The following is a 26,017-nucleotide window of genomic DNA, read 5'->3' as shown; positions in this document are numbered from 1 at the left end:
GCCATGGAGCTGCATCAACTCGAAGCGTTTTCGGCGGTCATGTCCGCCGGCAGCATCACTGGTGCGGGACGTTTGCTCGAACGCTCGCAGCCGGCCGTCACGCGCCAGATCCAGGAGCTCGAAGCGGATCTCGGCTATGCACTGTTCAATCGCAATGGCCCGCGTGTCACGCCGACGCATCGTGCGTTTCTGCTTTACGAAGAAGTCGAGCGCTCGCTGATCGGGCTCAAGAGCATCGAGCAACGGGCGCGCGCCATCGGCCTCAGCGAAGCGGAGCCGCTGCGCGTGGCGGCCACACCCGCACTGGCTGCGTCGATCGTGCCGCCCGCCATCGCCTCGCTGCCGCCGCTCGGTCACGCGCCGCAATTCCAGTTACGCAGTTTGTCGGCGGAACATGTCGTGCATGAAATCCTGACCCGTACCGCGGATATCGGTCTGGTCACCTTACCGATCGGGCATGCGGGACTCGACATCCACTGGATCGCCGAAGCGCCCTGCGTGGCGCTCGTGCAGAGCGGCGACCCGCTCGCCGCTCTGCCGCACATTGCGCTGCGCGATCTGGCGAAGCGGCGCATCGTCACCGTGGCGAACCGGTTTCGGTTGCGGCATCGAATCGACGCGGCGTTCGCGGCCACGCGCATTTCCGCCGACGTGTTTCTCGAAACCAATGCATCCTTGAATGCGGTGATGGCCGCTCGCGCCGGGGCCGGTGTCGCGATCGTCGATCCCGCCACCGGTCTCGGCCTATCGATTGAAGGCGTGACGGCGCGGCCGCTCGACTGCGCGATTCCGTTTTTCTTCGGCGTTGTGACACCGGCGGGCAAACCGCGCCGCGCCGCCGTCGACGCGCTGCTGCAATCGATCGAACGCGCGACCCGCGAACTGCTCGAAGGCGTCGTGCTGCATCCCGCCCAGGAACACGATGCGCTGCTACAGCGCGAAACGCGCGTCTCGCGTACGCGCATCAAACATCCGGAGCAGACATGACCGACTTCGCGTCACCGACCCAATCGTCCGCATTTGCAGGGACCGAAGCCACCGACACCAGCGATACCGTCGACACCCTCGCTGGCCTGCAAGCCGGCAACCCGCTCGCCGCGATCCGCAGTGCGGTATCCTCACGGGCTCGTTCAGAAGGAGGATAGATTCATGAAGTTTTCGATTGGCCTCGCGGTTGCCGCCCTGACGCTGTCCGCCACCGCGTACGCGCAAACCTCGCAGACTTATCGCTTCGGCGAAGGCCAGAGCACGCTGCCGTCCGGCAATGCCCATCCGGCACCCGCGCCAGGCGCGCAGGCTCAACAGCCGCAAGCCCAGCAGCAACCACAATCCGCCGCGCATGCGCGGGCCAAGGCCAAGCCGAAGCACAAGGCAAAGCATCACCGTGAGCATGTGACGCAGCCGGATACGTACTCGCATAACTGATCGCCGGAATGCACGCCACGCGCGGGCATCTTCGCGACGAAAATCCGTAGGGCCCGCCACGGCCGCATGGCCGTGGCGCTCCACGCCAGGCGCGGGATCACGCCGGTCACCCGTGGATGCGCTGATACTCCCTATAGATTGGGGCGATTTTTGACTCGCTTCAAATTCGTGCGCTCGGCGGGCATAGTAAAACCTATCCCCAGAACCACTGGCCACGACAGGATCACGTATGAGCACCACCCGCCCCGCGCCCTCCACGCCCCATTCAGCCGACTCGGCCGCCACCCTGCCGCCCACCGCGCCCGTGATCCGCGACGCCACCGAAGCCGACCTGCCCGCGATCCAGGCGATCTACGCGCACCACGTACTGACCGGCGTCGCTTCGTTCGAAGAAATGCCGCCTTCCGTCGACGACCTGCGCACGCGGCTCGCGTCGGTGCGCAGTCACGGGTTGCCCTACATGGTGGCCGAGATCGACGGCGCAGTCGCCGGCTATTGCTACGCGACGCCTTACCGGCCGCGCGCCGCCTATCGCAACACGATCGAAGATTCAATCTACGTGAGCGACGCATATCGCGGCCGAGGCCTGGGGCGCGTGTTATTGCAGGCGCTGATCGAACGCTGCGAAACCGGACCGTGGCGCCAGATGGTCGCCGTGATCGCCGACGGCGGCAGCGGCGGGTCGCTGTCCCTGCATGCACAACTGGGTTTCGAACTGACCGGCACATTGAAGGCAGTTGGGTTCAAGCATGGCCGCTGGCTCGACACCACGCTGATGCAGCGCACCTTGGGGCTCGGCGATTCATCCGTGCCGGACGACGCCGCGCAGGGACGCGGATAAAGCGCCGCGTGTCTCCCCGGCCTCGGAAAGGCTGCTTGTCGCGAGGCAGCCCTTTCCCGCCGCTCCGCGCGGCCCCACGCCTCGAACTGCCGCTTTAGCCGGCACCGCGGCCGCAGCCCTGGCCGCCGCACTGGCCGCCGCGTTAGCCACCGCGTTAGCCACCGCGTTGGCCACCGCGTTAAAATCCCCCCATGCCCAATACGCTGCCCCCCTTTCCGCCCTTGCCCGACGCCCCGAGCGTCCCGGCAAGCGACACCCCGCGCAACGAATACACGGTCGACGAACTCGCGCGCGTCACCGACACCACCGTGCGCAACGTGCGCGCCTATCAGGACCGCGGCCTGCTCGCGCCGCCGGAAAAGCGCGGCCGCGTCGGCGTGTATGACGACACGCATGTATCGCGTCTGAAGCTGATCAACCATCTGCTCACGCGCGGCTACACGCTCGCGAACATCCAGGACCTGATCATGGCCGTCGACGAAGGCCACGATCTACGTTCGATCCTCGGCCTTGAAACCGCGATCGGCGGCCGCTGGTCGCGCGAACGGCCGAAAAAATACTCGCTGATCGAACTGCTGCAAATGTTCGGCGACAAAGCCTCGCCGAGCGCGCTCGGCAAAGCGGTCGATCTGGGTTTGCTGGAGCGCAACGGCCTCTCCTTCGTGTCCGGCAACCCCACGGCGCTGGCCGCCGGCGCGACCATGGCGAAAGAAGGCATTCCGCTCGCCGACCTGCTCGACGCCGTGGGTGTCGCAAGGCCGCATTTCAATGCGGTCGCCAAAGCGCTGGTCGATCTGGTGGTCCGTCAACTAGACCGCTACGACGCCGACGCGCTGCCACCGCCTGCCGATGTCCCCGCCCTGGTCGATGCGATCTGGCGTGTGCGACCGCTGGCAATGGTATTGGTCGAAAGCGAAATGAACCGCGCGCTGGAGGAAGCATCCGGCGATTATCTCGGCGACCGTGTCGCGGCGATCATGGAAAAGAAGCTGGGCCATCCGTCCGAAAGCAAAGCCGTGGAGCGCGCCGCCGCAAAGAAAGATAAACCCAAAAAATAGCCAGACAGGCGGCCGCTCGCGGCCACCCACGTTGCAATAAGCACCTTTCCTGTTGCCGCTTACGCGGGCGCTTTCATGCCCCTTAGCGTTCGCGCGAGCGTCATATTCAAATCTGCATTGCTTCGTTTGATCTGCGGGACGTCCATGCGACGATCTTCGATCGATCGAACGCAATGGAGATTCGCAGCATGGCCCGTCATACCCGTATTTCGCTTCACATCGCCGCCGCCTTGCTAGCGGGGCTCACCACCTTGAGCGCGACCGCGCAGAGCAGCAACACTGGCAGCGGCAACGAGCCGGCCAACGTGCTGCGCATTGGTTATCAGAAATCGGGCCTGCTCGCGATCCTCAAGGCGCAAGGCTCGCTCGACGAAAAACTCAAGCCGCTCGGCTACAGCATCAAGTGGTTCGAATTTCCGGCCGGCCCGCAATTGCTTGAAGCGCTGAACGCGAACAGCCTCGACTTCGGCTATACCGGGGCGCCCCCGCCAGTGTTCGCGCAGGCTGGTGGCGTGAACTTCGTGTACGTCGGCGCGGAACCGTCAGGCCGTCATGCTGAAGCGATTCTGGTCCGAAGCGATTCGACGCTGCATAGCGTGGCGGAATTGAAGGGCAAGCGCGTCGCGCTGCAAAAAGGATCGAGTTCGAACTATCTGCTGCTCGAAGCGCTGAAAAAAGCCGGCCTGCGTTACGAAGACGTCCGCCCGGTCTATCTGGCGCCCGCGGACGCGCGCGCCGCCTTCGAAAGCGGCACCGTCGACGCATGGGTGATCTGGGACCCTTACTACGCATCCGCACAAGAGGCGCTGAAGGCGCGCACGCTGGTCGATTATTCGGATCTAAACAGTCCCTATAACTTCTATGAGGCCACGCGCGGCTTCGCCGAGCGGCATCCCGATGTGATCGGCGCAGTTCTCAGGCAGTTGCGCGTCACCGGCCTGTGGGTGAACGATCATCCGGTCGACACCGCCGCGCTGATCGCGCCGAAAGTCGGTCTGGATCAGAAGCTGGTCGAAACCTGGGTGCGCCGCTATCCGTACGGCACCACCGCCGTGACCGACGAGATCGTGCGCTCGCAGCAGATCGTCGCCGATGCGTTTTACGGCGCGCATCTGATTCCGCAGAAAATCACAGTGAAAGACAACGTCTGGCAAAACCGCGAGGTGGCAGCCAGTCTTGCGGGTAAATAGACGTTGGCAGTTCAAAAAACATAGCACGACCAATTACTTCGCCATCCGTATCAAATCATGTCATGACGCTGCGGCGGCTTGAGGAATAGTTTCTCAGGTCAACGCCACATTGCACTGGCCCCGTTATTCAATCCATAACGGGGCCATGACAACACGTCCCCTCACGCCGCTATCGCGCGCCGCCCGCCCTTTCGCCTTCGGGAACCCAATCTGTAAAAAAGGGTGTACGGGTAGAACTTTCCTTTTGCGAAAGGGTCCCTTCTCCGCACGCTTTACTCGCGTCATTTTCCGGATACCTCTTCGTCACTGCGTTGCGCTCACGCTGCAGTCGTGTTACGCGGACGCGGCGGCATCCATGCTTCTTACAAACCGTGCGGCGAACAACACGCCGCCGCCTAGAAAATCAGGACCGTCAAGGCCATGCAGAATCTACTCACGCAGATTCACTCTAACCAGTGGACCTTCCTTTGGGACGCACTCACCACGATCTCGATGCACTTGTGCGCGGCCGCATTGATATTGGTGGTGGGCTGGTGGGTCGCCCGCCGCGTCGCACGCTCGCTCAACCGGCTGCTCGCGAGCCAGTCGCGTATGGACGCCACGCTGCGTCCGGTCATCTGCGACACCTGCCTGTGGAGCATTCGCGTCGTCGCGATCATCGGCGCACTGTCGCAACTGGGAATCCAGACGGCGAGCATCGTCGCCGTGCTCGGCGCCGCCGGCCTCGCTATCGGGCTCGCGCTGCAGGGCACGATGCAAAACATCGCGGCCGGCATCATGCTTTTACTGCTGCGGCCGTTCAAGGTGGGCGATTCGATTGATGCCGGCACAGGCAATGTCTCGGGCACCGTCGAAGAAATCAGCCTGTTCACCACGCGTCTCACGAAATCCGACGGCATTTGCGAATACGTGCCGAACAGCGCGCTGTGGAGCAATTCGATCCGCAATTACAACCGCAATCCGACCCGCCGCCTGGATCTGGAAGTGGAAATCTCGGTGCGTGACGACGTCGATCAGGCGCTGGCCGCGCTGCGCAATCTCGCCGCTGCCGACCGGCGTGCGCTGCAGAAGCCGGCGCCGCAGGTGATGGTGGCCCGTTTCGACGACAGCACCGTGGTCCTGAACATCCGCGTGTGGGCCAACATCGACACGTTCTGGGACATGCGCTGGGACCTCGCTCGCCAGGTCCGTCAAACGCTCAACGACGCGCAATGCGGCTTGCCGGTCCGCACACGTGAACTGCATATCGTGCAAAGCAACGACACGGACGAGTCTGCAGCGGCTCGCGTGACTGCCGCGCCGCAGGCTTCAGTGCAATAAGGCGTTAAAGCGGTAAGCCGGACGGGTTTTCGAAGCGAATCCGCCCGGCATTTTTCACATAGCGGAACGACACGCAGTTCTGCATCAGTATCGAACCTCCCCAGCCAGCGCCGTAGCCTCCCGAGCCCTGCGCCACAGCCTTCTCCGCTCCATAGAGTTTCCCGTCTAACCCGCTGCTTGCGTCATCCGTTGACAGCCTCTATTGTTACATCAACCAATGTAACAGTTAAGAGCGAACAAAAGGAGACGGATCGGATGAACGCACGCATGATGCCCCTCGACGACGCGGCGCCCAACGCATCCGCGCCCATCGATACCGATATCGCCATCATCGGCTCCGGTTTTGCGGGCCTCGGCATGGCGATCCGGCTACGGCAAGCCGGCATGACCGACTTCATCATCGCCGAAAAGGCCGAGTCGGTCGGCGGTACCTGGCGCGACAACCACTACCCCGGCTGTGCTTGCGACGTGCAATCCCACGTCTATTCGTTCTCCTTCGCCCCGAATCCGCGCTGGACCTGCATGTTCGCGCGTCAGCCGGAAATTCGTGCTTATCTTGAGGAGTGCACGCAGCGCTTCGGCATCCAGCGTCATCTGCGCTTCGGCCACGAACTGGCCTCCGCGATCTACGACGAATCCCGCCACCGCTGGCAACTGACGTTCGCAAACGGCCAGCAATGGTCGGCACGCGTGCTGATTTCAGGCATGGGCGGACTGTCCCGCGCGGCCATCCCGAACATTCCCGGCATCGAGACATTCAAGGGTAAAGCGTTCCACTCGCAGCACTGGGACCACACGTATTCGCTCGAAGGAAAACGCGTCGCGGTCATCGGCACCGGTGCGAGCGCGATCCAGTTCGTGCCGCAGATCGCGCCGCGCGTCTCGCATCTGAACCTGTTCCAGCGCACGCCGCCGTGGATCATGCCGAAGGCCGACCGCGCGGTGAAGCCGTTCGAGCAGTGGTTGTTCAAGCATCTGCCATTCACGCAGAAGATCATGCGTTCGGCGCTCTACTGCATGCTCGAATCGCGCGCCTTCGGCTTTGCGATTCATCCTTCGCTCATGAAGACCGCGCAGAAAGTCGCGGAGCGGCATCTGCACCGCCAGGTGCCCGATCCGCAATTGCGCGCCACGCTCACGCCGAACTACACGATGGGCTGCAAGCGCATCCTGATCTCGAACGATTACTTCCCGGCGCTGTCACGCCAGAACGTGTCGGTAACGACCGCCGGCATCGCCCGCGTGGAAGAAGACGCGGTCATCACGACCGACGGCACGCGCCATCCGGCCGATTGCCTGATCTTCGGCACCGGTTTTCAGGTGGCCGATCCGTTTCCGGCCGGCGTGGTGCGTGGGCGTGGCGGCGTCGATATCGTCGATACGTGGCGCGATGGCGCGCATGCGTATCTCGGTACGACACTGCCTGGTTATCCGAACTTCTTCATGATCGTCGGCCCGAACACAGGTCTCGGCCACAACTCGATGGTGTTCATGATCGAGTCGCAGGTCGAATACATTCTGCGGGCACTGAAGACGATGAACACGGAACGCACCGATGCGATCGAAGTGCGTCCGCATGTCGAGCGTGCCTACAACGAACAGATCCAGCAAAAACTCGGCCGCGCGATCTGGTCGACAGGCGGCTGCAAGAGCTGGTATCTCGATCCGAAGACCGGCAAGAACACCACGCTGTGGCCAGGATTCGCCTACAAATTCCGCCAGGCGACCCGCACCTTCAGCATGAACGACTACCTCGCGTATTCGCCCACGGCGCAGCCGCTGAGCGGGCATGGGGGTTCGCAGCAGCCTGTGCATGCGCACGGCAATGCGGCCACGACCGCGACGACGACATCCGCCGAAGCAACCTGACAAAAAAGCACAACGACAAGGCACCCTTCAGAGAGGACCGCAACCATTTTGCATGGGACCAGAGTAAGGCGCTAAAGCGCTAACTCTGGTCGACAGGAGATAAGCAATGAAGAACTTCACCGACAGAGTGGCCGCGATCACCGGCGCAGGCTCGGGCATGGGCCGTTCGCTCGCGATCCGGCTGGCGCGCGAAGGCTGCCACCTCGCGCTCGCTGACCGCAATGCCACGAGCCTCGCCGAAACCGCGCAACTCGCGCAGGCCGCCGCGCCGCATATCGTCGGCTCGCCGCTGCGCATCACCACGCGGGTGCTCGACGTGTCGGACCGCGCCGCGATGTTCGACTGGGCCGCCGAAACGGCTGCGCAGCATCAACGCGTGAACCTCGTGTTCAACAACGCGGGCGTAGCGCTGTCGAGCACCATCGAAGGGATGGAGTACGCCGACCTGGAGTGGATCGTCGGCATCAATTTCTGGGGCGTGGTGCACGGCACGAAGGCATTTCTGCCGTATATCAAGGCGTCTGGCGCGGGACACATCGTCAACACGTCGAGCGTGTTCGGCCTCTTCTCGCAGCCCGGCATGAGCGGCTACAACGCGACCAAATTCGCCGTGCGCGGCTTTACCGAAGCGTTGCGTCAGGAGCTCGATCTGATGAAGTGCGGCGTATCCGCGACTTGCGTGCATCCGGGCGGTATTCGCACGAGCATCGCGCAATCGAGCCGGATCTCGTCGAACATGGTCGGCTTCATGCTGGAAACTGAACAGCAAGGCAAGGACGACTTCGAGAAGTTTTTCATCACCACCGCCGACGAAGCGGCACGCGTGATTCTCGACGGCGTGCGCAAGAACAAGCGGCGCGTGCTGATCGGCCGCGATGCGCGCGCCGCCGACTGGTTGGCGCGTACATTGCCGGCGGCCTATCAGGCGCTGGTCGTGATGCAAACACGCCGCATGAAGCGCATTGCGGAAAAGCGCGCGCGCCGCGCCGCGCAAGTGGACGGCCGGCGTGCGTGATACGCCGCCCGTCACTCAATGCCATTCAGTGCGCAAGGCAATGAACCCGGTCAGCACAATCAGCACAATCAGCAGTACATAAAGGATCATAAGGAGAAAGGCCATGATGCCGGTTCGCCGCGACCTCCGTTTCAACTTACCGCAGGAACGTGCCTGTGATTGGCACGTGCAGGGCTCGCATGTGACACACTTCTTCAATGCGCTTTCGCTGCTTTTTCCCGCCGGCGAGCGTTTCTTCATGGACAGTGTGCGCAACTACCGCGACCAGATCGACGACCCCGTGCTGAAGAAGCAGGTGCTCGGCTTCATCGGCCAGGAAGCGATGCATACGCGCGAGCACGTCGAATACAACGATCTGCTGCAGGAAGCCGGCTTGCCCGCGCATAAGCTCGACAAGCGGCTGTGGGCGATTCTCAACTTCGGCCGCAAGATCCTGCCGCATTCGTATCAACTCGCGGTCACGGTCTGCCTCGAACACTACACGGCGATGCTGGCCGGCTTGCTGCTGGAAGATGCCTCGCGCATCGGCGGTTCGGTCGAAGGCTATACGCAGATGTGGACGTGGCATGCGCTTGAAGAAACGGAGCACAAATCGGTCTCGTACGACGTGTGGAATGCCGTGCTGAAACCGGGCCTCGGCCGTTACCTGCTGCGCACCGGCACGATGCTCGCCACCACGCTGACGTTCTGGCTGATCGTGTTCGACTACCATTTGCGTTTGATGATCGCCGATCGCAAACGCGGCGGCCATATTCGCGGCATGTGGCGCGTCGTGAAATATCTGTACGGCCCGCGTCACGGCGTGTTTCCGCGTATTGCCGGTGAATGGCTGAGCTTTTTCCGGCCGGGCTTCCATCCGTGGGATCACGACAATCGCGCGCAACTGTCGCGCATCGACGGCCTCGTCGCCGCAGTCGACGCGACCAATGCGGCCACGCCGAGCGCACGCAAAGCCGCGCGGCGCGGCGTGCGGGCGGCCGCGTGATACGCGACACGCTGTCGGTCGAAGCCGGCGACGTGCGGCTCGCGGTCTACGTGAGCGGACCGCGCGACGCGCCGCCGATCGTGCTCGTGCACGGTTATCCGGATTCGGCGGCAGTGTGGGAACCGGTGCGCGCGCAACTCGACGCGCGCTACCGCGTGATCAGCTATGACGTACGTGGCGCGGGCGCATCCGACGCGCCAGAGTCGCGCGCGGCTTACCGGCTCGAGCGGCTGGCCGCCGATCTCGCGGCCGTCGCCGACGCAACGTGCGGCGCGCGGCCGTTTCACCTGGTCGGACACGACTGGGGTTCGATTCAAAGCTGGGAAGCGGTCACCGACCCCGCCTTCAAAGGCCGCATTGCGTCGTACACGTCGATCTCCGGGCCGTGCCTCGATCACGCGTCGTTCGGCTTACGCGGCGGCGGTGCTGGTGCTGGTGCTGGTGCTGGTGCTGGTGCTGGTGCTGGTGCTGGTGCTGGTGCTGATCGTGCGGAACAGCCCAAACCACTTCAGGCGGCAACGCGCCCATTTGGCAGCGGTCTTCGGCAGACGCTCAAATCCTGGTACATCTTCTTCTTTCACCTGCCGTTGCTGCCGGAGCTGGTGTGGCGCGCGGGCGGCGCACGCATGTGGCCGTTATGGCTACGCCTGACCGAACGGGTGCGCCCTGAACGCGATCCTGCGCAAACGCGCAATGCGATCAACGGCCTCAACCTCTACCGCGCCAATTTCATCGACAGGTTGCTGCATCCGCGCGCACGCCATGCGCATGCGCCGGTGCAATTCATCGTGCCGCTGCGCGATCGCTACGTCGGGCCGCAGCTCTCCATTGGACTCGAAGGCTGGCTCGGTGCGTATAGCCGCACTGAAATCGATGCCGGGCATTGGGTCGTGTTGCGCGAACCCGAGCGTATTGCGGCAGGCATCGAACGCTTTGTCGAGCAACACCGGGCGCGGCCGCCAGCAGACAGCGGAGGCCCCGGCACCTCGACGGTCAACGCTCGCGCGGCAGGCGCGTGAACAGCGTCGGATAGTCGATCACGAGGCCGTCTTCATCCACCGTCAGGTCCGCGGTGAAATTGCGGAAGATGCCTTCGTAGCGATACACGCGATTCAACTCGATGCATGAATACGCCTGCTCAGCACGCGTGACCTGCAAATCCGGCGTCGAAATGTAGGCCACGGAAATCGGCTGGCGCTCGCCTTCGGCCAGTTGCAGACGGCGGATCGGCAACGTGTTCGTATAGGGCGTGGCGGCGATGTCGATATCGATGCAGCCTTCGATCGCATTCAACACCTGGCCATGGCCATCACGCCAATGGCCGTCGCCGTCGCCGCGCAATTCGAGCTCACCGCCGCCGACGATCTTTAGCCACGCATAGGTGGTGCGCCATTGCGTATCGCAGTGCACCTTATAGTGCAGGCCATACGCTTTGCCGTAACGCTGCCCAACCACGACGCTTTCTACCGCAAAGCCGTCCGCGCGCGCGTCGAACGCCAGATGTTCGATGCCGTCACCCTCTTCCGATGCCCACCGTAATTCACGCATCAGCTTGTCTCCTTGTGGAACGGCGCGGCAAGCGCGCCGGGTTCCTATCGTAGCGCGAAAGCTTTCGGTTCGCCGACACATGGCGTTTCGGCGTTTCGGCGTTTCGGCGTTTCGGCGTTTCGGCTCATGGCCTCATGGCTCATGGTTCCATGGTGCGCATGTGTCGCAAATAGCCACTATCAACGGGCGGCGATGCCCGGCGCGGCGCCGGTAGCCTATGCTCGCGGTTTATTCTCAATCTGACCCGCTGCGTGCGCCTGACTTGCGCGCGGCAAAGTCGCGCCGCATCGAATTCGCCCCCTTAAACCATGCACGCTGCCGCAACCGAAGCACAATCCGCCGCCTTGCGCACCTTGTTGCGTAGTCTCGGCCAGATCGTGCTGCAGCCCAACGCTTTCACCGGCGCCTGCCTGCTCGCCGCGTGGCTGCTATGCGATCCGCGCCTCGCATGCGCGGCGCTGATGGGTGCGGTCGCGGCCAACGTGAGCGCGGTATTGGCCGGCTACGGGGATGACGACACGCGGGCCGGCCTGCACGGCTTTAACGGCGCGCTGGCCGGTCTCGCCGCGTTCAGCTTCATCGCCGACAACGCGACAGCCGCCGCCGTGGCGATTCTCGCCGCGACGGGCACTGCATGGCTGCTGGAACCGTGGTCGCGCTGGCTGCGCGCGCGTGGGCTCGGCTGCTTCTCAAGCCCCTGTCTGATCGTCACGTGGCTTTGGCTTCCGCTGGTGACGCGTGTCACTCAGCAAACGAGCCTCACCACCGAGCACGCGCTCGGCGCAGCGCAATTGAGCAACGGCGTACTCGCCGGATTCGCGCAAACCGGCTTTGCGTCCGGCGCGCTGCCGGGTTTGCTCGTGCTGATCGGCATCGCCGCGGCGTCACGGCGGCATGCGCTGTGGGCGTTGGTCGGCGCGGGCTCTGCGAGCGCCGCGCACCTGCTGCTCGGCGCGAGTGCAAGCTCGTTCGACGCGGGCCTGTTAGGATTCAACGGCGCGCTGACCGCGATCGCGCTGGCCGATTGCGGCATCGCGGTGACGCTCGGCGGTGTTGCGCTTTCAGTCGCTCTGCAAACGGCGGCCACTTACTATGCGTTACCTGCCATGACGGCGCCGTTCGTACTCGCGACGTGGAGCATGCAGCGACTCACTGCCCGACTTACGCGTGGTGCGGCAGTGCCCGAACCGGCGGAGCGTGCCGAAGGCGAACGGCGCGCCACGTCGCCGGCATCGGCATCGGCCAGGTCGCCTGCATCGATCAGGCGCGCGGGTTAGGCGGCGGGTTTGAGCGGCAGATTTGAGCCGCGGGCTTAAGCCGCAGGTTTGGGTATGATTCAGGCCGCAGACACAGCCTGCAGATTTAGTCCGCAAATTCAGGCCAAAGTCACAGCCCACCAGGCAATCTCAGGAGACAGACATGTCGTTCACCCACACGCCCGCCGGCCGTGTCGCCGAGGCGGGGCCGATGTCCGAAGCCGAACACCAGACCCGCGTCGACCTGGCCGCCGCCTACCGCCTCGCGGCGCTCAATGGCTGGGACGACCTCGTCTACACGCATATCTCAGCCAGCGTCCCTGGCGAAGCCGGCCACTTCCTGATCAATCCGTTCGGCCTCGCGTTCGACGAAGTGTGCGCGTCGAACCTGGTGAAGATCGATATTGAAGGCAACATCGTCGGCGCGAGCGAGCATCCGGTCAACGCCACCGGCTTCGCGCTGCACGCCGCCGTGCACGCGGCACGCGCCGATGCTTTTTGCGTGATGCACTTGCACAATACCGCTGGCGTGGCAGTCTCCGCTCAACCGGCCGGTTTGCTGCCGGCCTCGCAACACGCGCTGCGTTTTTACGGCCACCTCGCGTATCACGATTACGAAGGCCTCGCCTTTACGCCAACCGAGGGCGAACGCCTCGTCGCGCATCTCGCCGGCAAACCGGCCATGCTGTTGCGAAATCATGGCACGCTGACCGCCGGCCGCACCGTCGCCGAAGCCTATGTGCTAATGGCGACGCTGATCAAGGCCTGCGAAATCCAGTTGCAGGCGCAAGCATGTGGCAGTGAGCTCGTCGTGCCAGGCGATGCCGTAGCCGCACGCACTGCCGAACAACTGTACGACGGGGGTGCGATCGAAGGAGCGCTGGAATGGCCCGCTTTGCTACGCAAGCTCGACCGGCTCGATCGTACGTACCGCGATTAAATTCACTTCCCAACTTCACTCATCACGGAGTCGCGCAATGCCCACGTTTCATATCGAACTCTTCGAAGGCCGCTCGCTGGAACAAAAACGCCAGTTTGTCGAAGCCATCACCAAAGCGACCTGCGAATCGCTCGGCGTCGAACCGAACTCGGTGGACATTATCCTCACCGACGTCAAACGCGAAAACTGGGCGACAGGTGGGCGTTTGTGGTCCGAACCGGACGCGTGAGTGCGCATAACAGTCGGCCAAAGCCTAAACCCTGTCAGATTGTCGCCACGGATTCGCACCCTGTGAGCTGAAAAAGCCTCCACTGGGTCTATCGGCGGGTAGTAGAGACAAATGGCTTCACGACTGAATCGAAGGCCGGGGGCCGCCGAAAATGCCGCGCGCGTTGCGCGCGCAGCCGGTACTTCTGAGCGACGCATATCTGAAACGCGTCGCCGTGACGGCGTCGACAGACGCCGCCACTTCACTACACGATTAGAACTTGGTGATGATGCCCACACCTGCCGCGAACTGGCTGCGTGACGAGGATGGCGCGCCGTTCTGGCCGTCGCCGATATCAGCCGTTGCGTCGATGATGCTCCGGCCGTTCGTTCCGATCGTCTGGCCACTCGCGCGCTGATAGGCTTCCAGCGCGTACAGACCGGTGCGCTTGGACAGACTGTAGTACTGCGAGAGATTGAACTGCTGATAGCGAGCCGCGCTCGAAATGCCGTTCGACTCCGTTGCGCGCGTATAGCTATAGCCAGCAGCCAGATCGAGCGCCGTCAGCGGCTTGAAGTGCAGCACTGCGCCAGCCGTGTTGAAGGTCGCCTGGCTGAAGAACTTCGAGTTCACGCCCGGGATATATTGCACGTTCGAATAGGCGAACGAGACGTCCCATTGCGAGCTGAACGCGTAGCCGCCCGTCACTGCAACCCGCTGTTGCGCCTGCGCCGTCTGGTAGCCGTTATTGATGCCCGACACACCCGCCTGCGCGCCCGCATTCGACGTCGTGGAGTTAGCGTCCCACGCACCGCCGCCCGGCGCCGCGTTATTGATGCGCTGGTAGCCTGCCGCGATGCCGAACGGACCGTTCAGGTACTGGACCGCGCCGCTAATCGTCGAACCGGCATTGGTGCTGCCCGCCACACCGCCCAGCGAATACGAACCGCTCACCGTCAGGCCGTACATGTTCGGCGACGTGTACACCAGCGAGTTATTCGCGCGGTACAGCGTATCCAGCGAATCGATATCGCCCGGGTGTGCGCCGTAAGCGCCGGTCAGCCACGTGGTCGGGCTATAAGGCGACAGCAGCGTGTAGTACGACGTGTACTGGCGCCCAGCGGTGAACGTACCGTAGGTGGCATTGGCCACGCCGACATAGGCCTGGCGGCTGAACATCAGACCGGAGACGGACTGCGCACCGGTTGCACTGTTAAAGCCTTCTTCCAACTGGAAGATCGCCTTCGTGCCACCGCCCAGATCCTCTGCGCCCTTCAGGCCGAAGCGGCTGCCCGCCCAGATGCCGTTGATCATCTTGACGACCGAGCGACCGCCCGTCGTCGAACCGAGCGACGTCTGGCTGCTCTGATAACCGATCCCCGTGTCGACGATACCATACAACGTCACGCTGCTTTGAGCGTGCGCGCCGAGGGCGACCAACCCAAGGGCCGAGGTTGCTAGTGCCTTTTTCATTTCTACTCCTCTGTAAAAAATTTATTCTTCATGGCTGGCAGTGCCTCACCGGCGCCGACTCTTAATCAAGCATTCAAAACACCGGGTGGCCATTGATCAGGCTAGGCAACCACGTTGAAAACATTGGCACGTAAGTCACAATGTTGATCGCGCTGAAGATAGCCAGGTAATAAGGCCACGCCACCTTGGTAGTTTCACCTATCGACACATTGCCAATCGCGCAACCAATGAACTGCACCGAACCGATCGGCGGATGCACGAGACCCAATGCACAGTTCAACAAAATCATGATCCCGAACTGCACCGGGCCAACGCCGGCGTGCATTGCCATCGGCAGAAACAGCGGCGTGGTGATCAGAATGTGCGCGGCCATGTCGACGAACGTGCCGAGGAATATCTGAATGACGTTGATGTAAAGCAACATCAACCAGGCGTGACTCGTTGCACCGTCGAGCATGTGTTCGATTGCGTCGGGAATCTCCAGATAGGCCATCTGGTAGCGCAGCATGTTCGAGACACCGATCAGCAGCAACACCACGCCGGTGGTTTTAGCCGCCTTGGACAGCGCATGAAAGAGCTTCTTCCTCGTCATCGTGCGATAGACGACGATGGTCAACACCAGTGAATAAGCCACGGCAATAGCGGCCGCTTCCGTCGCGGTGGCAATGCCCTTGGCCACGCAGACCAGAATGATCGCGATCACCATCAAGCCGGGCAACGCGCCGAGGAACGTGCGAGCCACCGCGAACCAGCCGGGAAAGCGTTGCAATTCGGTCGAACCGTCAGGGCGACGCGGATAGCCGTACTTGACGGCCTGCCAGTACGCAGCAATGAGCACGAAACCCATCACCCACAGAACCGGCAAAAGACCAGAAAACAACAGATCGCCGATCGACACGCCGCTCATCTGGTGTCCGTCCAAGGTCCCGGTGATGCCTTGGGCCGCGAATGCATAGATGATCATGTTCGTCGACGTGGGCATCAGCGCGCCCGCCAACGACGAATGGGTGGTCACATTGACCGCATAGGCTGCGCTGTAGCCTTCGCGCTTCATCAGGGGAATGACGACGCCGCCCATGGCGGAAGTGTCTGCCGTCGGCGAACCGGACACGCCACCGAACAGCGTGCACGCGACCACGTTGGCCATGCCGAGTCCGCCGCGGAAATGGCCTACCGTGGCCTGCGCGAAACGCAGGATGCGGTCGGCGATACCGCCGTGCAGCATCAACTCGCCGGAGAAAATGAAGAACGGAACTGCTAGGAACGAAAACGCGTTCATTCCCGAAATCATCGACTGCATGGCGGTGGCCGCCGGCAAGCCTTCATACAAATAAGTCAGAACGCATGAGAGTCCTAGCGCAAACGAAACAGGAACCCCGAATACGAGGAAAACGAGGAAACTAACTGAGAGGATGGCAAGTTCCATGATTCTTCTATTTTTGTTTCTGTGCGAAAAGCCCCAGCAGGTTCTCGAATGAGAACAAACCGATGCAGGCACTGGCAACGATCGGAATAACGTAGCGAAGCGCTTCCGGAAGACCCAGAATCGGGATCTTGTCGTCCATGGTCGTCTCTGCCATCTGCCAGCAGCCGAAGAAAATCGCCACGGCCAACACGATCAGGCAGAGATGCTGGAACGCGTGCGCGACCACTTGACCTTTCGGCGGCAATTTCTTGACGAGCGAATCAAGCCCGATATGGCCGCCCTCACGAACCTTGAGCGCGGCGCCAAACATGGCGATCACAATCACCAGCAAGAGGGCAATGGGCTCGACGAAATCCGGCGCATCGCTGAAGACATAGCGCATCACAACGCTGTAGATCACCAACAGGCACAGCGCGGCAAGACTCGCCGACGCCACGACAACCAGCACGCGGAAGAGAAAATCATTTGGGCGTTTCATGAATCTCATTGACCCCATCCTTGCATACGGCGGACTTATATTTAATCTTCAGGGATCCTGCTAACTACCACCCGCTCAGGAAACCGCGCGGCGCGAAGGGCCTGCAGCGCTTGCTGCACGGCCTTTCGCCACTGCGTTACTTCCGAACTTATTTGACTGCCTGGATTTCGTCGACGAGCTGCTTCATTTGCGGGGTCTTTTCATACTTCGCCCAGACCGGCTGCATCGCCTTCACGAAAGCAGGACGGTCGATCTGCGAGGCGGTGACGATCGTCGCGCCGCCCTTGGTGACCGTCTTGGCCGCGTCGTTTTCGCGCGCGGTCCACAGCTTCTCGTAGTAAGGCACCGAGTCAGCCGCAGCCTTCTTGATGATGTCCTGTTCCTGCGGCGTCAGCGTGTCCCAGACCTTCTTGGAGAACACCAGCACTTCCGGCGTCATTGAATGCTGGGTTTCGGAATAGACCTGCGCAACTTCGAAGTGCTTGGTCTCTTCGTACGACGGCAGGTTGTTTTCTGCGCCATCCACCAGCCCCGTCTTCAGGCCCGTATAGACTTCGGCGAACGGCATCGGCGTCGGCGTGCCGCCCATCGCCTTGATTTCGTCGACCATCAGATCCGACGGCTGCACGCGCACCTTGAGGCCCTTCATGTCGGCGGGCGAATGGATAGCCTTCTTCGCGTACATCGAACGCGCGCCGCTCTCATAGAACGTCAGCGCGATCATGCCCTTCGCCTTGAAGGCGTCGAGAATCTTCTGGCCTTCCGGGCCGTACATCACTTTGCGGAAATGGTCGATGTCGCGAAACAGGAACGGCAGCGACGGAATCATCGATTCAGGGACGATCTCGTTGAACGCAGCGCCGTTTGCACGCGCCATGTCCAGTGCGCCGATGCGCACCTGATCGATCGTGTCGTTTTCGGAACCCAGCGCGCTGTTGCCGAAGACCTTCACGGAATCCTTGCCACCGGTTGCCTTGCTGATTTCTTCACCCATGTACTTCACGGCCATATTGGTCGGATAGGTGTCGCCATGCACGTCCGACACACGGAACACGCGAGCGTGTGCCGACACGGTGCTGAACGCCAGCACGGAGGCCGCGACAATCATCGAAACACGGGAAGAGGCAAACTTCTTGTTCATCGTGACATTCCTTGAAATTAGATCATCCGATCGATTGCGGAGGGCCGCTATCGGAGGGCCGCTATCGGAGGGCCGCTATCGGATGCGACATGGTTTTGATGCGTCTCCCGGCTCCACACGCGCTGCCCTTCCCGGGTAGCGCGCGATTTGCCGTGCTGGCCTGTTTGACGTCCCCGGCACAGATGCTCAGCACTCCTGTCAGACAACTCGACTTCTTTACTTCGACTGCATCGGCATGAACCCCGCGCGAGTTGGTCACACGCGCAGAGAACACTGCCCTCTTTGTACAGCGGCCCAAAGCTATCTCGAAAGCAATTTGTTTGGGCTCATACGTTGTACGACGACATATAAAGTCTATAAAACACGGTTTGAGTTGTACAGCCGGTATTTACCCGCAGGACAGCGGATTGGACGTAAGAGTTTCCGGGCTGACATCGTGGCTAAAAACCATGCCAGAAGGGAAAGCGAGCGAAATCCGCACCTCGTGGATTTATCTTTTTGGTAGAGAGGGAGATGACCCGAAAGTGGCTTTTTTGCCACTATGTTGTACGACGAGTGATGAATAAAAAGCTACAACTGTTGGGCGTCGACGTACTAATACTCCGACGCCAGTTTCATGCACAGCGCCTTTTCAGAGTTCGCCCGCGTATTCCGGCTCGGGCAGCCCGCTTACGCCGGGGCGAACGGCAAAGAGATGGCCATCGTGTTCGCTCGCGCCAGTTGCGGGACGAATCGACGTCACGAACAGCGTATCCAGATTGCTGCCACCGAACGCGCACATCGCCGGCTTCACGGCCGGCACGGCAATCTGCTGATCGAGCTTGCCTTGCGGTGTAAAGCGAAGCAGCAGGCCTGCGTCGTTCGCGCAGATCCAGTAGCAGCCATCCGCATCCACTGCGGCGCCGTCCGGCCGGCCGGCATAGTGATGCAAATCGGCGAATACGCGCCGATTGCGCGGCTCGCCCGCTTCGATGTCGTAGTCGAATGCCCAGATTTGCCGGCGCAGCGGATGCGAGTCCGACAGATACATCGTGGTCCCATCGGGCGACCACGCCAGACCGTTTTGCGTGATCAACGCATCGACGACCGGCTCCGACAGCACGCCGCGTTCGTCGAAGCGATAGAGCGCGCCCGCCGGATTCGCCGCCGCCATGTCCTGCACCATGGTGCCGGACCAGAAGCGCCCTTGCCGATCGCAACGGCCGTCGTTGAAGCGCATATCGTCGAACGCGAAGAGCGGCGCGGCGAGCTTTCTGCCCGTCACCTTCACCGGTTCGCCGTCGCGGGGCGCGCCTTCAGTCAGCGTGAGCGCAAAGAGCCCCGTCTCACAGCCCGCCAGCACCATGCCGCGATGATCGAAGGCGATGCACGCCACCTTCTCCGGCAGTTGCCACTCGGCGCGCTCTCCTGAATCGAGCCGCAGCCGCACGATCTTTTGCGCCGGAATATCCACCCAGTAGAGCGCCTGTTCCGCGGCACGCCACACCGGGCTCTCGCCGACCGACGCGGGCGCTTGCCCTGCCGCCTCGACACGCTCCACCCGCGGGTTCCCCATGCCGCTCATCGCTTCGGCTCCATCGGACCGGCCAGCACGAACGGGCCGCCCTGGAAATGCTGCGTCGGATCGTCGAGCTCGGCGGTGGGCGCCGTGACCGGAAAAAGATGCTCGAACTCGACCGAACTGTCCTGCGGACGGAAGCCGAGGAACGCCGCCTTGGTGTTATCCACCCACTTGGTCCGGTTATCCGAGACGCCATAAACGATCGCGTGCCCGACCCGGTTGGTGAACAGCGAGCAGCGCACCAGTTCGATAAAGTCGCGAAAGCTCAGATAGGTAACGAGCATGCGCGGATTCTTCGGCTGCTCGAACGACGAGCCGATCCGCAGGCACACCGTCTCGAGACCGAAGCGATCGAAGTAATAGCGCGACAGCGATTCGCCGAAGCACTTCGTCACGCCATACAGGCTGTCGGGACGCAGTGGCGCGTCGATATCGACCACCGATGTCGTTGGATGAAAACCCACCGCATGATTCGAACTCGCATACACGATGCGCTTCACGCCCTGCTTCTGCGCGGCCGAATAGAGGTTGTACAGGCCGCGGATATTCGCTTCGAGCAGATCTTCGACCGGCGCCTCGACGGAAATGCCGCCAAGATGAACGACCGCATCCACGCCTTCGAGCAGCGCGTGAACGGCGGCTTCATCCGCGAGGTCGACAATCGATGCCTCTTCATGCGCCGCCACGTCGCCCAGCGGCGCGATATCTGTGACGCGCACCACATCGGCCCACGCGGCCAGCGCACCGCGCAACTGCTGGCCGAGGTTGCCGGCAGCGCCGGTGAGCAGAAGACGGCGGAAAGGTTTCTGCGCCGCCGGGCGGTCAAGGTTCGAGTCAGTCATATCTCAGTCTTTGTCGTGATTGCTACCGGTACTATCCGGTCACCGATCAGGTCACCGGCGCCGGATTGAACAGCGTCAACGCATTGTGGAGTTTGAGCTTCTCCGCGCAGGTCTCTTTACGTCCGCTTGCGACGTCGAGCATCAGGCGGAACAGTTCCCAACCCACGTCTTCGATCGTCGCGGCACCGGTTGCAATGGTACCGGCGTTGATATCCATCAGATCATGCCAACGGCGCGCGAGATCGGAGCGCGTCGCGACCTTGATGACGGGCACTTCCGCGAGGCTATACGGCGTGCCGCGGCCAGTCGTGAAGACATGCAGGTTGATGCCCGCTGCGACCTGCAGCGTGCCGCAGATGAAATCGCTTGCCGGCGTTGCGGCGTAAATCAAGCCCTTCTGGTTGACCTTTTCACCGGGCGACAACACGCCGGAGATGGCCGAGTTGCCCGACTTGATGATCGAACCCATCGCCTTTTCAACGATGTTCGACAAGCCGCCCTTCTTGTTGCCCGGCGTGGTATTGGCACTGCGGTCCGCGCCGCCGCGCTTCAGATAATCGTCGTACCACTGCATCTCGCGGATGATCGCGGCAGCCACGTCCGCATTGGCCGCTCGCGCCGTCAGTTGATCGACCCCGTCGCGCACTTCGGTCACCTCGGAGAACATCACCGTTGCACCCGCGCGCACCAGCAAATCGGTGGCAAAGCCCACGGCGGGATTCGCGGTCAACCCGGAAAATGCATCGCTGCCGCCGCATTGCACGCCGATCACCAGATCGGAGGCCGGGCAGGTCTCGCGGCGGCGATTGTTTAGCCGCTTCAAATGACCGTCGGCCATTCTCATGATCGACTCGATCATCGACTGGAAGCCGACGTGCGCTTCGTCCTGAAGCACCACCACGTCGCCGTTCAGATCGGCTTCGACGTCGCCGATGTCGGCCACTTCGGCGACATTCGCGGCAGCGGCAATCGGAATCGTGCCCGGCGGCATCAGCCGTTCAGGCTGCAGCTTCTCGCAACCGAGGCTGACCATCATCACTTCGCCGCCGAAGTTCGGATTCAGGCTGATGTTGCGCACGGTGCGGATTGGCACCATCGCGTCCGGCGCGTCGATCGCGACGCCGCAACCATAGGTGTGCCCGAGGCTCACTACATCGTCGACGTTCGGGTAGTGCGGCAGCAGTTCAGCCTTGATGCGCGTGACCGCGTGCTGAACCACGTCGGCGACGCACTGCACCGTGGTGGTGATCGCCAGAATGTTGCGCGAGCCGACCGAGCCGTCGGCATTGCGATAGCCCTCGAACGTGAAGCCCTCCAGCGGCGGCATCTCCGGCGCCTTGATGGTGGCGATCGGCAGATCTTCCAGTCCGGGCGGACTCGGCATGCGAATCACGTGTTCGTTGATCCAGCTGCCCTTCGGCAAAGCCTTGAGCGCGTAACCGATCACCACGTTATAGCGAATGACCTCGTCGCCTTCCGCGAGATCGGCCAGCGCGACTTTGTGCCCTTGCGGAACACGCTCGCGCAGCGCAAGACCATCGGGAAATACGGCGCCCTCACCCAGACCGCCGTCATTGACGACGATCGCGACATTGTCATTGGGGTGAACGCGAATGTAGAGCGGGGTTTGTTCCATTGCATCGATCCTTATGGCGGTTTCACGCCTGCTGCAGCAACCATTCATACGTCATCCTACAACATGGAAGATTGCGTGGATGTTCCGTATTTACCCTATGGCGTGCATTATGCCGTGAAAACACCGTTGAGTTAGTCGATTTGTTGTTGTACGATGACGTATAAGAAATCTCTATTTCTACATACCGACCCTATTCGACGCCCTGGATACTCATCATGACGACACCGCAGGAACTCAAGCAGATCGTTTCCGAAGGCCTTCTGTCCTTCCCCGTTACCGACTTCGACGAACAAGGCGATTTCCGCGCCGATACCTATGCCGAGCGCCTCGAATGGCTCGCTCCTTACGGTGCTTCGGCATTGTTCGTCGCCGGCGGCACGGGCGAGTTCTTCTCGCTCACGCATAACGACTACTCGAACGTCGTGCGCACGGCAACTGAAGTCTGCAAAGGCAAGGTGCCGATCCTCGCCGGCGCTGGCGGCCCGACCCGCGTGGCGATCGCGTATGCCCAGGAAGCCGAACGTCACGGCGCGAACGGCATTCTGTTGATGCCGCACTACCTGACCGAAGCCTGCCAGGAAGGCATCGCGGCGCACGCAGAAGAAGTCTGCAAGTCGGTGCCGAACATGGGCGTGATCATCTACAACCGCGCGAACTCCAAGCTTAACGCCGACATGCTCGAAGGGCTGGCCGAGCGCTGCCCCAACCTGATCGGCTTCAAGGACGGCGTGGGCGAGATCGAAAACATGGTGTCGATCCGCCGCCGCCTCGGCGACCGCTTCTCGTACCTCGGCGGCCTGCCGACCGCTGAAGTCTACGCCGCGGCCTACAAGGCGCTGGGCGTGCCGGTCTACTCGTCGGCCGTGTTCAACTTCATCCCGAAGACCGCGATGGATTTCTACCGCGCGATTGCCGCGGACGACCACGCTACCGTCGGCAAGCTGATCGACGAATTCTTCCTGCCGTATCTGGCGATCCGTAACCGCCGCCAGGGCTACGCGGTCAGCATCGTGAAGGCCGGCGCGAAGCTGGTTGGTCACAGCGCAGGTCCGGTGCGCGCACCGCTGACCGATCTGACCGAAGAAGAAATGGCGCAACTCGACGTGCTGATCAGGAAGCTCGGCGCGCAGTAACGCAGTCAGGCGCCACGCCGTGCGAACCTGGCCGAACCTGGCTCGCGCACACGGCACCGCAAAGAGCGCCCGGGACGGCAACGTCGCCGGGCGCTTTTTTACTGTGGTTTTGACAGCGCTTTTGGCCTCACTCGCTACGGCGTAGCCGCGCGGCGCCCCCACGACGAAGCGCCAGCCTGACGGGCCGTGACCGCGGCGGCCGGCCGATTGCGGCACGACCCATGGGAGTTCACTCCCTTGCAAAAGATTCAGGAGACAAGCATGGAAATGAGCCGCACGGCGAGCCCCGCCCACGCTGCGAAACGAACCAAAGTCCGCTACACGATTCTGCTGTTGATCTTTCTGATCACGACATTCAATTACGCGGACCGCGCCACGCTCTCGGTAACCGGATCCGCGATGCGCGCCGAGTTCGGCCTCGATGCGATCAAGATGGGTTACATCTTCTCCGCGTTCAGCTGGGCCTATGTTCTGTCGCAACTGCCGGCCGGGTGGCTGCTCGACCGTTTCGGCGCGCGGCGCGTCTACGCGGCAAGCATTTTTCTGTGGTCACTGTTTACGTTGCTGCAAAGCTCGATCGGCCTGCTGGGCAGCGCAGCCGCCGCCATCACCGCGCTGTTCGTGCTGCGCTTCGCAATGGGCGCGGCGGAATCGCCGGCGTTTCCGGCCAATGCCAAGGTCGTGGCCAGCTGGTTTCCCACGAACGAACGCGGCACCGCCTCCGCTATTTTCAATTCAGCGCAATACTTCGCGGCGGTGATTTTCACGCCGCTGATGGCATGGCTGACCCATGCGTTCGGCTGGCACACGGTCTATCTCGTCATGGGCGCGACCGGATTGTTGCTCGCCCTCACCTGGCTGAAGGTGATGAAGAACCCCGCCGACCACCCACGTGTCTCGCGCGCCGAACTCGACTACATCGAACAGGGCGGCGGCGTGGTGAACGGGCACAAGAAAGCAGTCCGGACTGCGGACATCGCCAGTGCCGGCGGCTGGTCGCTGGTACGTCAACTGCTGACCAACCGCATGCTGCTCGGCGTCTATCTCGCCCAGTACTGCATCAACGTGCTGACCTACTTCTTCCTGACGTGGTTTCCGATCTACCTCGTGCAGGCGCGCGGCATGACGATTCTGCAAGCGGGCCTGGTGGCGTCGCTGCCCGCGATTTGCGGATTCTCCGGTGGCGTGCTCGGCGGCATCCTGTCCGACGGACTGATCCGGCGCGGACATTCGCTCACCATCGCGCGCAAGGTGCCGATTGTCGGCGGCATGCTGCTGTCGGTGTGCATCATCGGCTGCAACTACGTTTCGACCGACTGGATCGTCGTCGCGCTCATGTCGCTCGCGTTCTTCGGCAAAGGCATCGGGGCGCTGGGTTGGGCCGTGGTAGCGGATACGTCGCCGAAGGAGGCCCTTGGTCTGTCGGGGGCTATCTTCAATATGTTCGGCAACGTCGCCGGCATCGTGACGCCCATCGTGATCGGCTACCTCGTCGCGAAGACCGGGTCGTTCAACGGCGCGCTGGTTTTCGTCGGCCTGAATGCCTTGCTGACGGTGTTCAGCTACCTCGTGATCGTGAAAGACATTAAACGGGTCGAACTGCGCCAAGGCTAGCAGTCAGGCTGTTATCGTACTTCTCTGGGCGCCGGCAAAACAAAGCGGCTTGCCCGCCTGGCGCCTGAAACCGGGCATCGACACCGAATCCGACGTCGATACCGAAAATGATCCGGCGTTTATATAATCAGTCGTCAGACGACGGTATAATGGATCGCAGGAAGTATCTGCAACTATCTGATTCAAGGGGCGTTTTCGATGGCTACACCACTGGCATCCGCGGCACCGCCACGACGCGCGCGCAATCTTGCCGAGTTTGTCGTCAGCTACGTCACCGAGCAAATTGCGTCTAACGCCTTGAAGCCCGGCGACAAACTGCCGACCGAATCGCAACTGATGGTCACGTTAAGCGTGAGCCGCACCGTCATCCGCGAAGCAATTTCACGCTTGCAGGCGGGCAAGATCATCGAGACGCGCCACGGCATCGGCAGTTTTGTGCTGGAACCGCAGCGCGAAAAGCTGGGCATCGACATGGTGCCCGCCACCACCTTGCGCGACGTGTTGTCGATCCTGGAACTGCGCATCAGCCTCGAAACGGAATGCGCCGGCCTCGCCGCTCAGCGGGCCAAGCCGGACGACCTCGCGCGCATGCGCGCCGCGCTCGATGCGATCGAGGCCACCCGCCACAACGGGCTGGATAGCGTCGATGCCGACCTGCAGTTCCATATCTCCGTGGCACGTGCAACCGGCAACCGGTATTTCGTCGACATCCTCACGCAAATGGGCAGCGCGCTGATCCCGCGCAACCGGCTCGACTCGGCGGGAATCGCGCGTGCCGAGCCCGACGCGTATCTGTCGCTCGTCAATCTGGAGCACGAAAGTATTCTCGAGGCGATCACGCGGCACGACGCCGAAGGCGCGCGCGCGGCGATGCGTATGCATCTGTCCAATAGCCGTGAGCGGCTGCGGCGCGCCAACGAAACGGCTGAAGCGAATAGCTGATTCTTTGCGCTGAACGACCGCTGATTCGTCACGCTGGACGCGAAAAAATGGCCGGGATATCCCGGCCATTTTTTCGTCTTACGCGGCGCCTACCTAGGCGCCGCTCATGTGCCGCT

Annotated in this window: 24 protein-coding genes; 16 read left to right on the top strand and 8 right to left on the bottom strand. The window is 62.2% G+C overall.

The window, feature by feature from the left end:
* Positions 1-3: 3 nt before the first annotated feature.
* The 10 genes from HHL24_RS18235 (at position 4) to HHL24_RS18190 (ending at position 10,722) form a co-directional block, all read left to right on the top strand.
* Complete coding sequence (locus HHL24_RS18235) at positions 4-987, top strand: LysR family transcriptional regulator (protein ID WP_169486826.1); 984 nt, start codon at positions 4-6, stop codon at positions 985-987.
* 162 nt (positions 988-1,149) lie between these two features.
* Positions 1,150-1,425, top strand: a complete 276-nt coding sequence (locus tag HHL24_RS18230) for a hypothetical protein (RefSeq protein ID WP_169486825.1) — start codon at positions 1,150-1,152, stop codon at positions 1,423-1,425.
* 229 nt (positions 1,426-1,654) lie between these two features.
* Positions 1,655-2,266 (top strand): GNAT family N-acetyltransferase, encoded by a 612-nt coding sequence (locus HHL24_RS18225; protein WP_169486824.1) that lies wholly within the window; start codon positions 1,655-1,657, stop codon positions 2,264-2,266.
* A gap of 191 nt (positions 2,267-2,457) precedes the next feature.
* Positions 2,458-3,324 (top strand): MerR family transcriptional regulator, encoded by an 867-nt coding sequence (locus HHL24_RS18220; protein ID WP_169486823.1) that lies wholly within the window; start codon positions 2,458-2,460, stop codon positions 3,322-3,324.
* A 188-nt stretch (positions 3,325-3,512) separates the two neighbouring features.
* Positions 3,513-4,514: a sulfonate ABC transporter substrate-binding protein gene (locus HHL24_RS18215; RefSeq protein WP_169486822.1), complete on the top strand. Its 1,002-nt coding sequence runs from the start codon at positions 3,513-3,515 to the stop codon at positions 4,512-4,514.
* Positions 4,515-4,934: 420 nt separating this feature from the next.
* Positions 4,935-5,834: a mechanosensitive ion channel family protein gene (locus tag HHL24_RS18210; protein ID WP_169486821.1), complete on the top strand. Its 900-nt coding sequence runs from the start codon at positions 4,935-4,937 to the stop codon at positions 5,832-5,834.
* Positions 5,835-6,089: 255 nt separating this feature from the next.
* Positions 6,090-7,703 carry a flavin-containing monooxygenase gene (locus tag HHL24_RS18205; protein WP_169486820.1) on the top strand — a complete coding sequence of 538 codons (1,614 nt, stop codon included), beginning with the start codon at positions 6,090-6,092 and terminating at the stop codon, positions 7,701-7,703.
* A gap of 106 nt (positions 7,704-7,809) precedes the next feature.
* Positions 7,810-8,718 carry an SDR family NAD(P)-dependent oxidoreductase gene (locus HHL24_RS18200; RefSeq protein ID WP_169486819.1) on the top strand — a complete coding sequence of 303 codons (909 nt, stop codon included), beginning with the start codon at positions 7,810-7,812 and terminating at the stop codon, positions 8,716-8,718.
* A 103-nt stretch (positions 8,719-8,821) separates the two neighbouring features.
* Positions 8,822-9,703 carry a metal-dependent hydrolase gene (locus HHL24_RS18195; RefSeq protein WP_169486818.1) on the top strand — a complete coding sequence of 294 codons (882 nt, stop codon included), beginning with the start codon at positions 8,822-8,824 and terminating at the stop codon, positions 9,701-9,703.
* Positions 9,700-10,722: an alpha/beta fold hydrolase gene (locus HHL24_RS18190; protein WP_169486817.1), complete on the top strand. Its 1,023-nt coding sequence runs from the start codon at positions 9,700-9,702 to the stop codon at positions 10,720-10,722. Before HHL24_RS18195 ends, HHL24_RS18190 begins: the two co-directional genes overlap by 4 nt.
* Here the strand turns inward: HHL24_RS18190 and HHL24_RS18185 are convergent.
* On the bottom strand, positions 10,697-11,251 hold the full coding sequence (locus HHL24_RS18185) for a putative glycolipid-binding domain-containing protein (protein ID WP_169486816.1): 555 nt from the start codon (positions 11,249-11,251) through the stop codon (positions 10,697-10,699). The two genes, HHL24_RS18190 and HHL24_RS18185, sit on opposite strands and share 26 nt — an antisense overlap.
* Before the next feature lie 308 nt (positions 11,252-11,559).
* Here HHL24_RS18185 and HHL24_RS18180 point away from each other — a divergent pair, with 308 nt between their 5' ends.
* The 3 genes from HHL24_RS18180 to HHL24_RS44590 all read left to right on the top strand — a co-directional run bounded on the left by HHL24_RS18180 (position 11,560) and on the right by HHL24_RS44590 (position 13,676).
* Positions 11,560-12,528, top strand: coding sequence for an urea transporter (locus HHL24_RS18180; RefSeq protein WP_169486815.1), 969 nt, complete (start codon positions 11,560-11,562; stop codon positions 12,526-12,528).
* 142 nt (positions 12,529-12,670) lie between these two features.
* Positions 12,671-13,447 carry a class II aldolase/adducin family protein gene (locus HHL24_RS18175; protein ID WP_169486814.1) on the top strand — a complete coding sequence of 259 codons (777 nt, stop codon included), beginning with the start codon at positions 12,671-12,673 and terminating at the stop codon, positions 13,445-13,447.
* Positions 13,443-13,676: a 4-oxalocrotonate tautomerase gene (locus HHL24_RS44590; protein ID WP_329606709.1), complete on the top strand. Its 234-nt coding sequence runs from the start codon at positions 13,443-13,445 to the stop codon at positions 13,674-13,676. Before HHL24_RS18175 ends, HHL24_RS44590 begins: the two co-directional genes overlap by 5 nt.
* Before the next feature lie 252 nt (positions 13,677-13,928).
* Here the strand turns inward: HHL24_RS44590 and HHL24_RS18165 are convergent, their stop codons facing one another.
* The 7 genes from HHL24_RS18165 to garD all read right to left on the bottom strand — a co-directional run bounded on the left by HHL24_RS18165 (position 13,929) and on the right by garD (position 22,212).
* The gene (locus tag HHL24_RS18165; protein ID WP_169486812.1) at positions 13,929-15,128 is read right to left on the bottom strand and encodes a porin; all 1,200 of its coding nucleotides are present in this window, start codon (positions 15,126-15,128) and stop codon (positions 13,929-13,931) included.
* Between the two features lie 73 nt (positions 15,129-15,201).
* Complete coding sequence (locus HHL24_RS18160) at positions 15,202-16,554, bottom strand: TRAP transporter large permease (RefSeq protein WP_169486811.1); 1,353 nt, start codon at positions 16,552-16,554, stop codon at positions 15,202-15,204.
* A 7-nt stretch (positions 16,555-16,561) separates the two neighbouring features.
* Positions 16,562-17,041: a TRAP transporter small permease gene (locus HHL24_RS18155; RefSeq protein WP_169486810.1), complete on the bottom strand. Its 480-nt coding sequence runs from the start codon at positions 17,039-17,041 to the stop codon at positions 16,562-16,564.
* Between the two features lie 139 nt (positions 17,042-17,180).
* The gene (locus HHL24_RS18150; protein WP_169486809.1) at positions 17,181-18,173 is read right to left on the bottom strand and encodes a TRAP transporter substrate-binding protein; all 993 of its coding nucleotides are present in this window, start codon (positions 18,171-18,173) and stop codon (positions 17,181-17,183) included.
* Between the two features lie 631 nt (positions 18,174-18,804).
* Positions 18,805-19,737, bottom strand: a complete 933-nt coding sequence (locus tag HHL24_RS18145) for an SMP-30/gluconolactonase/LRE family protein (RefSeq protein WP_169486808.1) — start codon at positions 19,735-19,737, stop codon at positions 18,805-18,807.
* Positions 19,734-20,576, bottom strand: coding sequence for an NAD-dependent epimerase/dehydratase family protein (locus HHL24_RS18140; protein WP_169486807.1), 843 nt, complete (start codon positions 20,574-20,576; stop codon positions 19,734-19,736). The genes HHL24_RS18145 and HHL24_RS18140 overlap by 4 nt, the downstream gene beginning before the upstream one ends.
* Before the next feature lie 46 nt (positions 20,577-20,622).
* Positions 20,623-22,212 carry a galactarate dehydratase gene (gene garD / locus HHL24_RS18135; RefSeq protein WP_169486806.1) on the bottom strand — a complete coding sequence of 530 codons (1,590 nt, stop codon included), beginning with the start codon at positions 22,210-22,212 and terminating at the stop codon, positions 20,623-20,625.
* Between the two features lie 215 nt (positions 22,213-22,427).
* Here garD and kdgD point away from each other — a divergent pair, with 215 nt between their 5' ends.
* The 3 genes from kdgD to HHL24_RS18120 all read left to right on the top strand — a co-directional run bounded on the left by kdgD (position 22,428) and on the right by HHL24_RS18120 (position 25,901).
* Positions 22,428-23,345 carry a 5-dehydro-4-deoxyglucarate dehydratase gene (kdgD, locus tag HHL24_RS18130; protein WP_169486805.1) on the top strand — a complete coding sequence of 306 codons (918 nt, stop codon included), beginning with the start codon at positions 22,428-22,430 and terminating at the stop codon, positions 23,343-23,345.
* Positions 23,346-23,606: 261 nt separating this feature from the next.
* Positions 23,607-24,959 (top strand): MFS transporter, encoded by a 1,353-nt coding sequence (locus HHL24_RS18125; RefSeq protein WP_169486804.1) that lies wholly within the window; start codon positions 23,607-23,609, stop codon positions 24,957-24,959.
* Between the two features lie 198 nt (positions 24,960-25,157).
* Positions 25,158-25,901, top strand: a complete 744-nt coding sequence (locus HHL24_RS18120; RefSeq protein ID WP_154566057.1) for a FadR/GntR family transcriptional regulator — start codon at positions 25,158-25,160, stop codon at positions 25,899-25,901.
* Positions 25,902-26,017: the final 116 nt, after the last annotated feature.

The organism is Paraburkholderia polaris (genome assembly GCF_012927345.1).
In the GTDB taxonomy this organism is placed as follows: domain Bacteria; phylum Pseudomonadota; class Gammaproteobacteria; order Burkholderiales; family Burkholderiaceae; genus Paraburkholderia; species Paraburkholderia polaris.
The sequence above is the reverse complement of the archived record's forward strand: the minus strand, read 5'-3'. Positions and strand labels throughout refer to the sequence as shown.

Coding starts and splice junctions, on each gene's coding strand:
- HHL24_RS18235 (WP_169486826.1), top strand. CDS start 4: ATGGAGCTGCATCAACTCGAAGCGTTTTCGGCGGTCATGTCCGCCGGC.
- HHL24_RS18230 (WP_169486825.1), top strand. CDS start 1,150: ATGAAGTTTTCGATTGGCCTCGCGGTTGCCGCCCTGACGCTGTCCGCC.
- HHL24_RS18225 (WP_169486824.1), top strand. CDS start 1,655: ATGAGCACCACCCGCCCCGCGCCCTCCACGCCCCATTCAGCCGACTCG.
- HHL24_RS18220 (WP_169486823.1), top strand. CDS start 2,458: ATGCCCAATACGCTGCCCCCCTTTCCGCCCTTGCCCGACGCCCCGAGC.
- HHL24_RS18215 (WP_169486822.1), top strand. CDS start 3,513: ATGGCCCGTCATACCCGTATTTCGCTTCACATCGCCGCCGCCTTGCTA.
- HHL24_RS18210 (WP_169486821.1), top strand. CDS start 4,935: ATGCAGAATCTACTCACGCAGATTCACTCTAACCAGTGGACCTTCCTT.
- HHL24_RS18205 (WP_169486820.1), top strand. CDS start 6,090: ATGAACGCACGCATGATGCCCCTCGACGACGCGGCGCCCAACGCATCC.
- HHL24_RS18200 (WP_169486819.1), top strand. CDS start 7,810: ATGAAGAACTTCACCGACAGAGTGGCCGCGATCACCGGCGCAGGCTCG.
- HHL24_RS18195 (WP_169486818.1), top strand. CDS start 8,822: ATGATGCCGGTTCGCCGCGACCTCCGTTTCAACTTACCGCAGGAACGT.
- HHL24_RS18185 (WP_169486816.1), bottom strand. CDS start 11,251: ATGCGTGAATTACGGTGGGCATCGGAAGAGGGTGACGGCATCGAACAT.
- HHL24_RS18180 (WP_169486815.1), top strand. CDS start 11,560: ATGCACGCTGCCGCAACCGAAGCACAATCCGCCGCCTTGCGCACCTTG.
- HHL24_RS18175 (WP_169486814.1), top strand. CDS start 12,671: ATGTCGTTCACCCACACGCCCGCCGGCCGTGTCGCCGAGGCGGGGCCG.
- HHL24_RS18165 (WP_169486812.1), bottom strand. CDS start 15,128: ATGAAAAAGGCACTAGCAACCTCGGCCCTTGGGTTGGTCGCCCTCGGC.
- HHL24_RS18160 (WP_169486811.1), bottom strand. CDS start 16,554: ATGGAACTTGCCATCCTCTCAGTTAGTTTCCTCGTTTTCCTCGTATTC.
- HHL24_RS18155 (WP_169486810.1), bottom strand. CDS start 17,041: ATGAGATTCATGAAACGCCCAAATGATTTTCTCTTCCGCGTGCTGGTT.
- HHL24_RS18150 (WP_169486809.1), bottom strand. CDS start 18,173: ATGAACAAGAAGTTTGCCTCTTCCCGTGTTTCGATGATTGTCGCGGCC.
- HHL24_RS18145 (WP_169486808.1), bottom strand. CDS start 19,737: ATGAGCGGCATGGGGAACCCGCGGGTGGAGCGTGTCGAGGCGGCAGGG.
- HHL24_RS18140 (WP_169486807.1), bottom strand. CDS start 20,576: ATGACTGACTCGAACCTTGACCGCCCGGCGGCGCAGAAACCTTTCCGC.
- garD (WP_169486806.1), bottom strand. CDS start 22,212: ATGGAACAAACCCCGCTCTACATTCGCGTTCACCCCAATGACAATGTC.
- kdgD (WP_169486805.1), top strand. CDS start 22,428: ATGACGACACCGCAGGAACTCAAGCAGATCGTTTCCGAAGGCCTTCTG.
- HHL24_RS18125 (WP_169486804.1), top strand. CDS start 23,607: ATGGAAATGAGCCGCACGGCGAGCCCCGCCCACGCTGCGAAACGAACC.
- HHL24_RS18120 (WP_154566057.1), top strand. CDS start 25,158: ATGGCTACACCACTGGCATCCGCGGCACCGCCACGACGCGCGCGCAAT.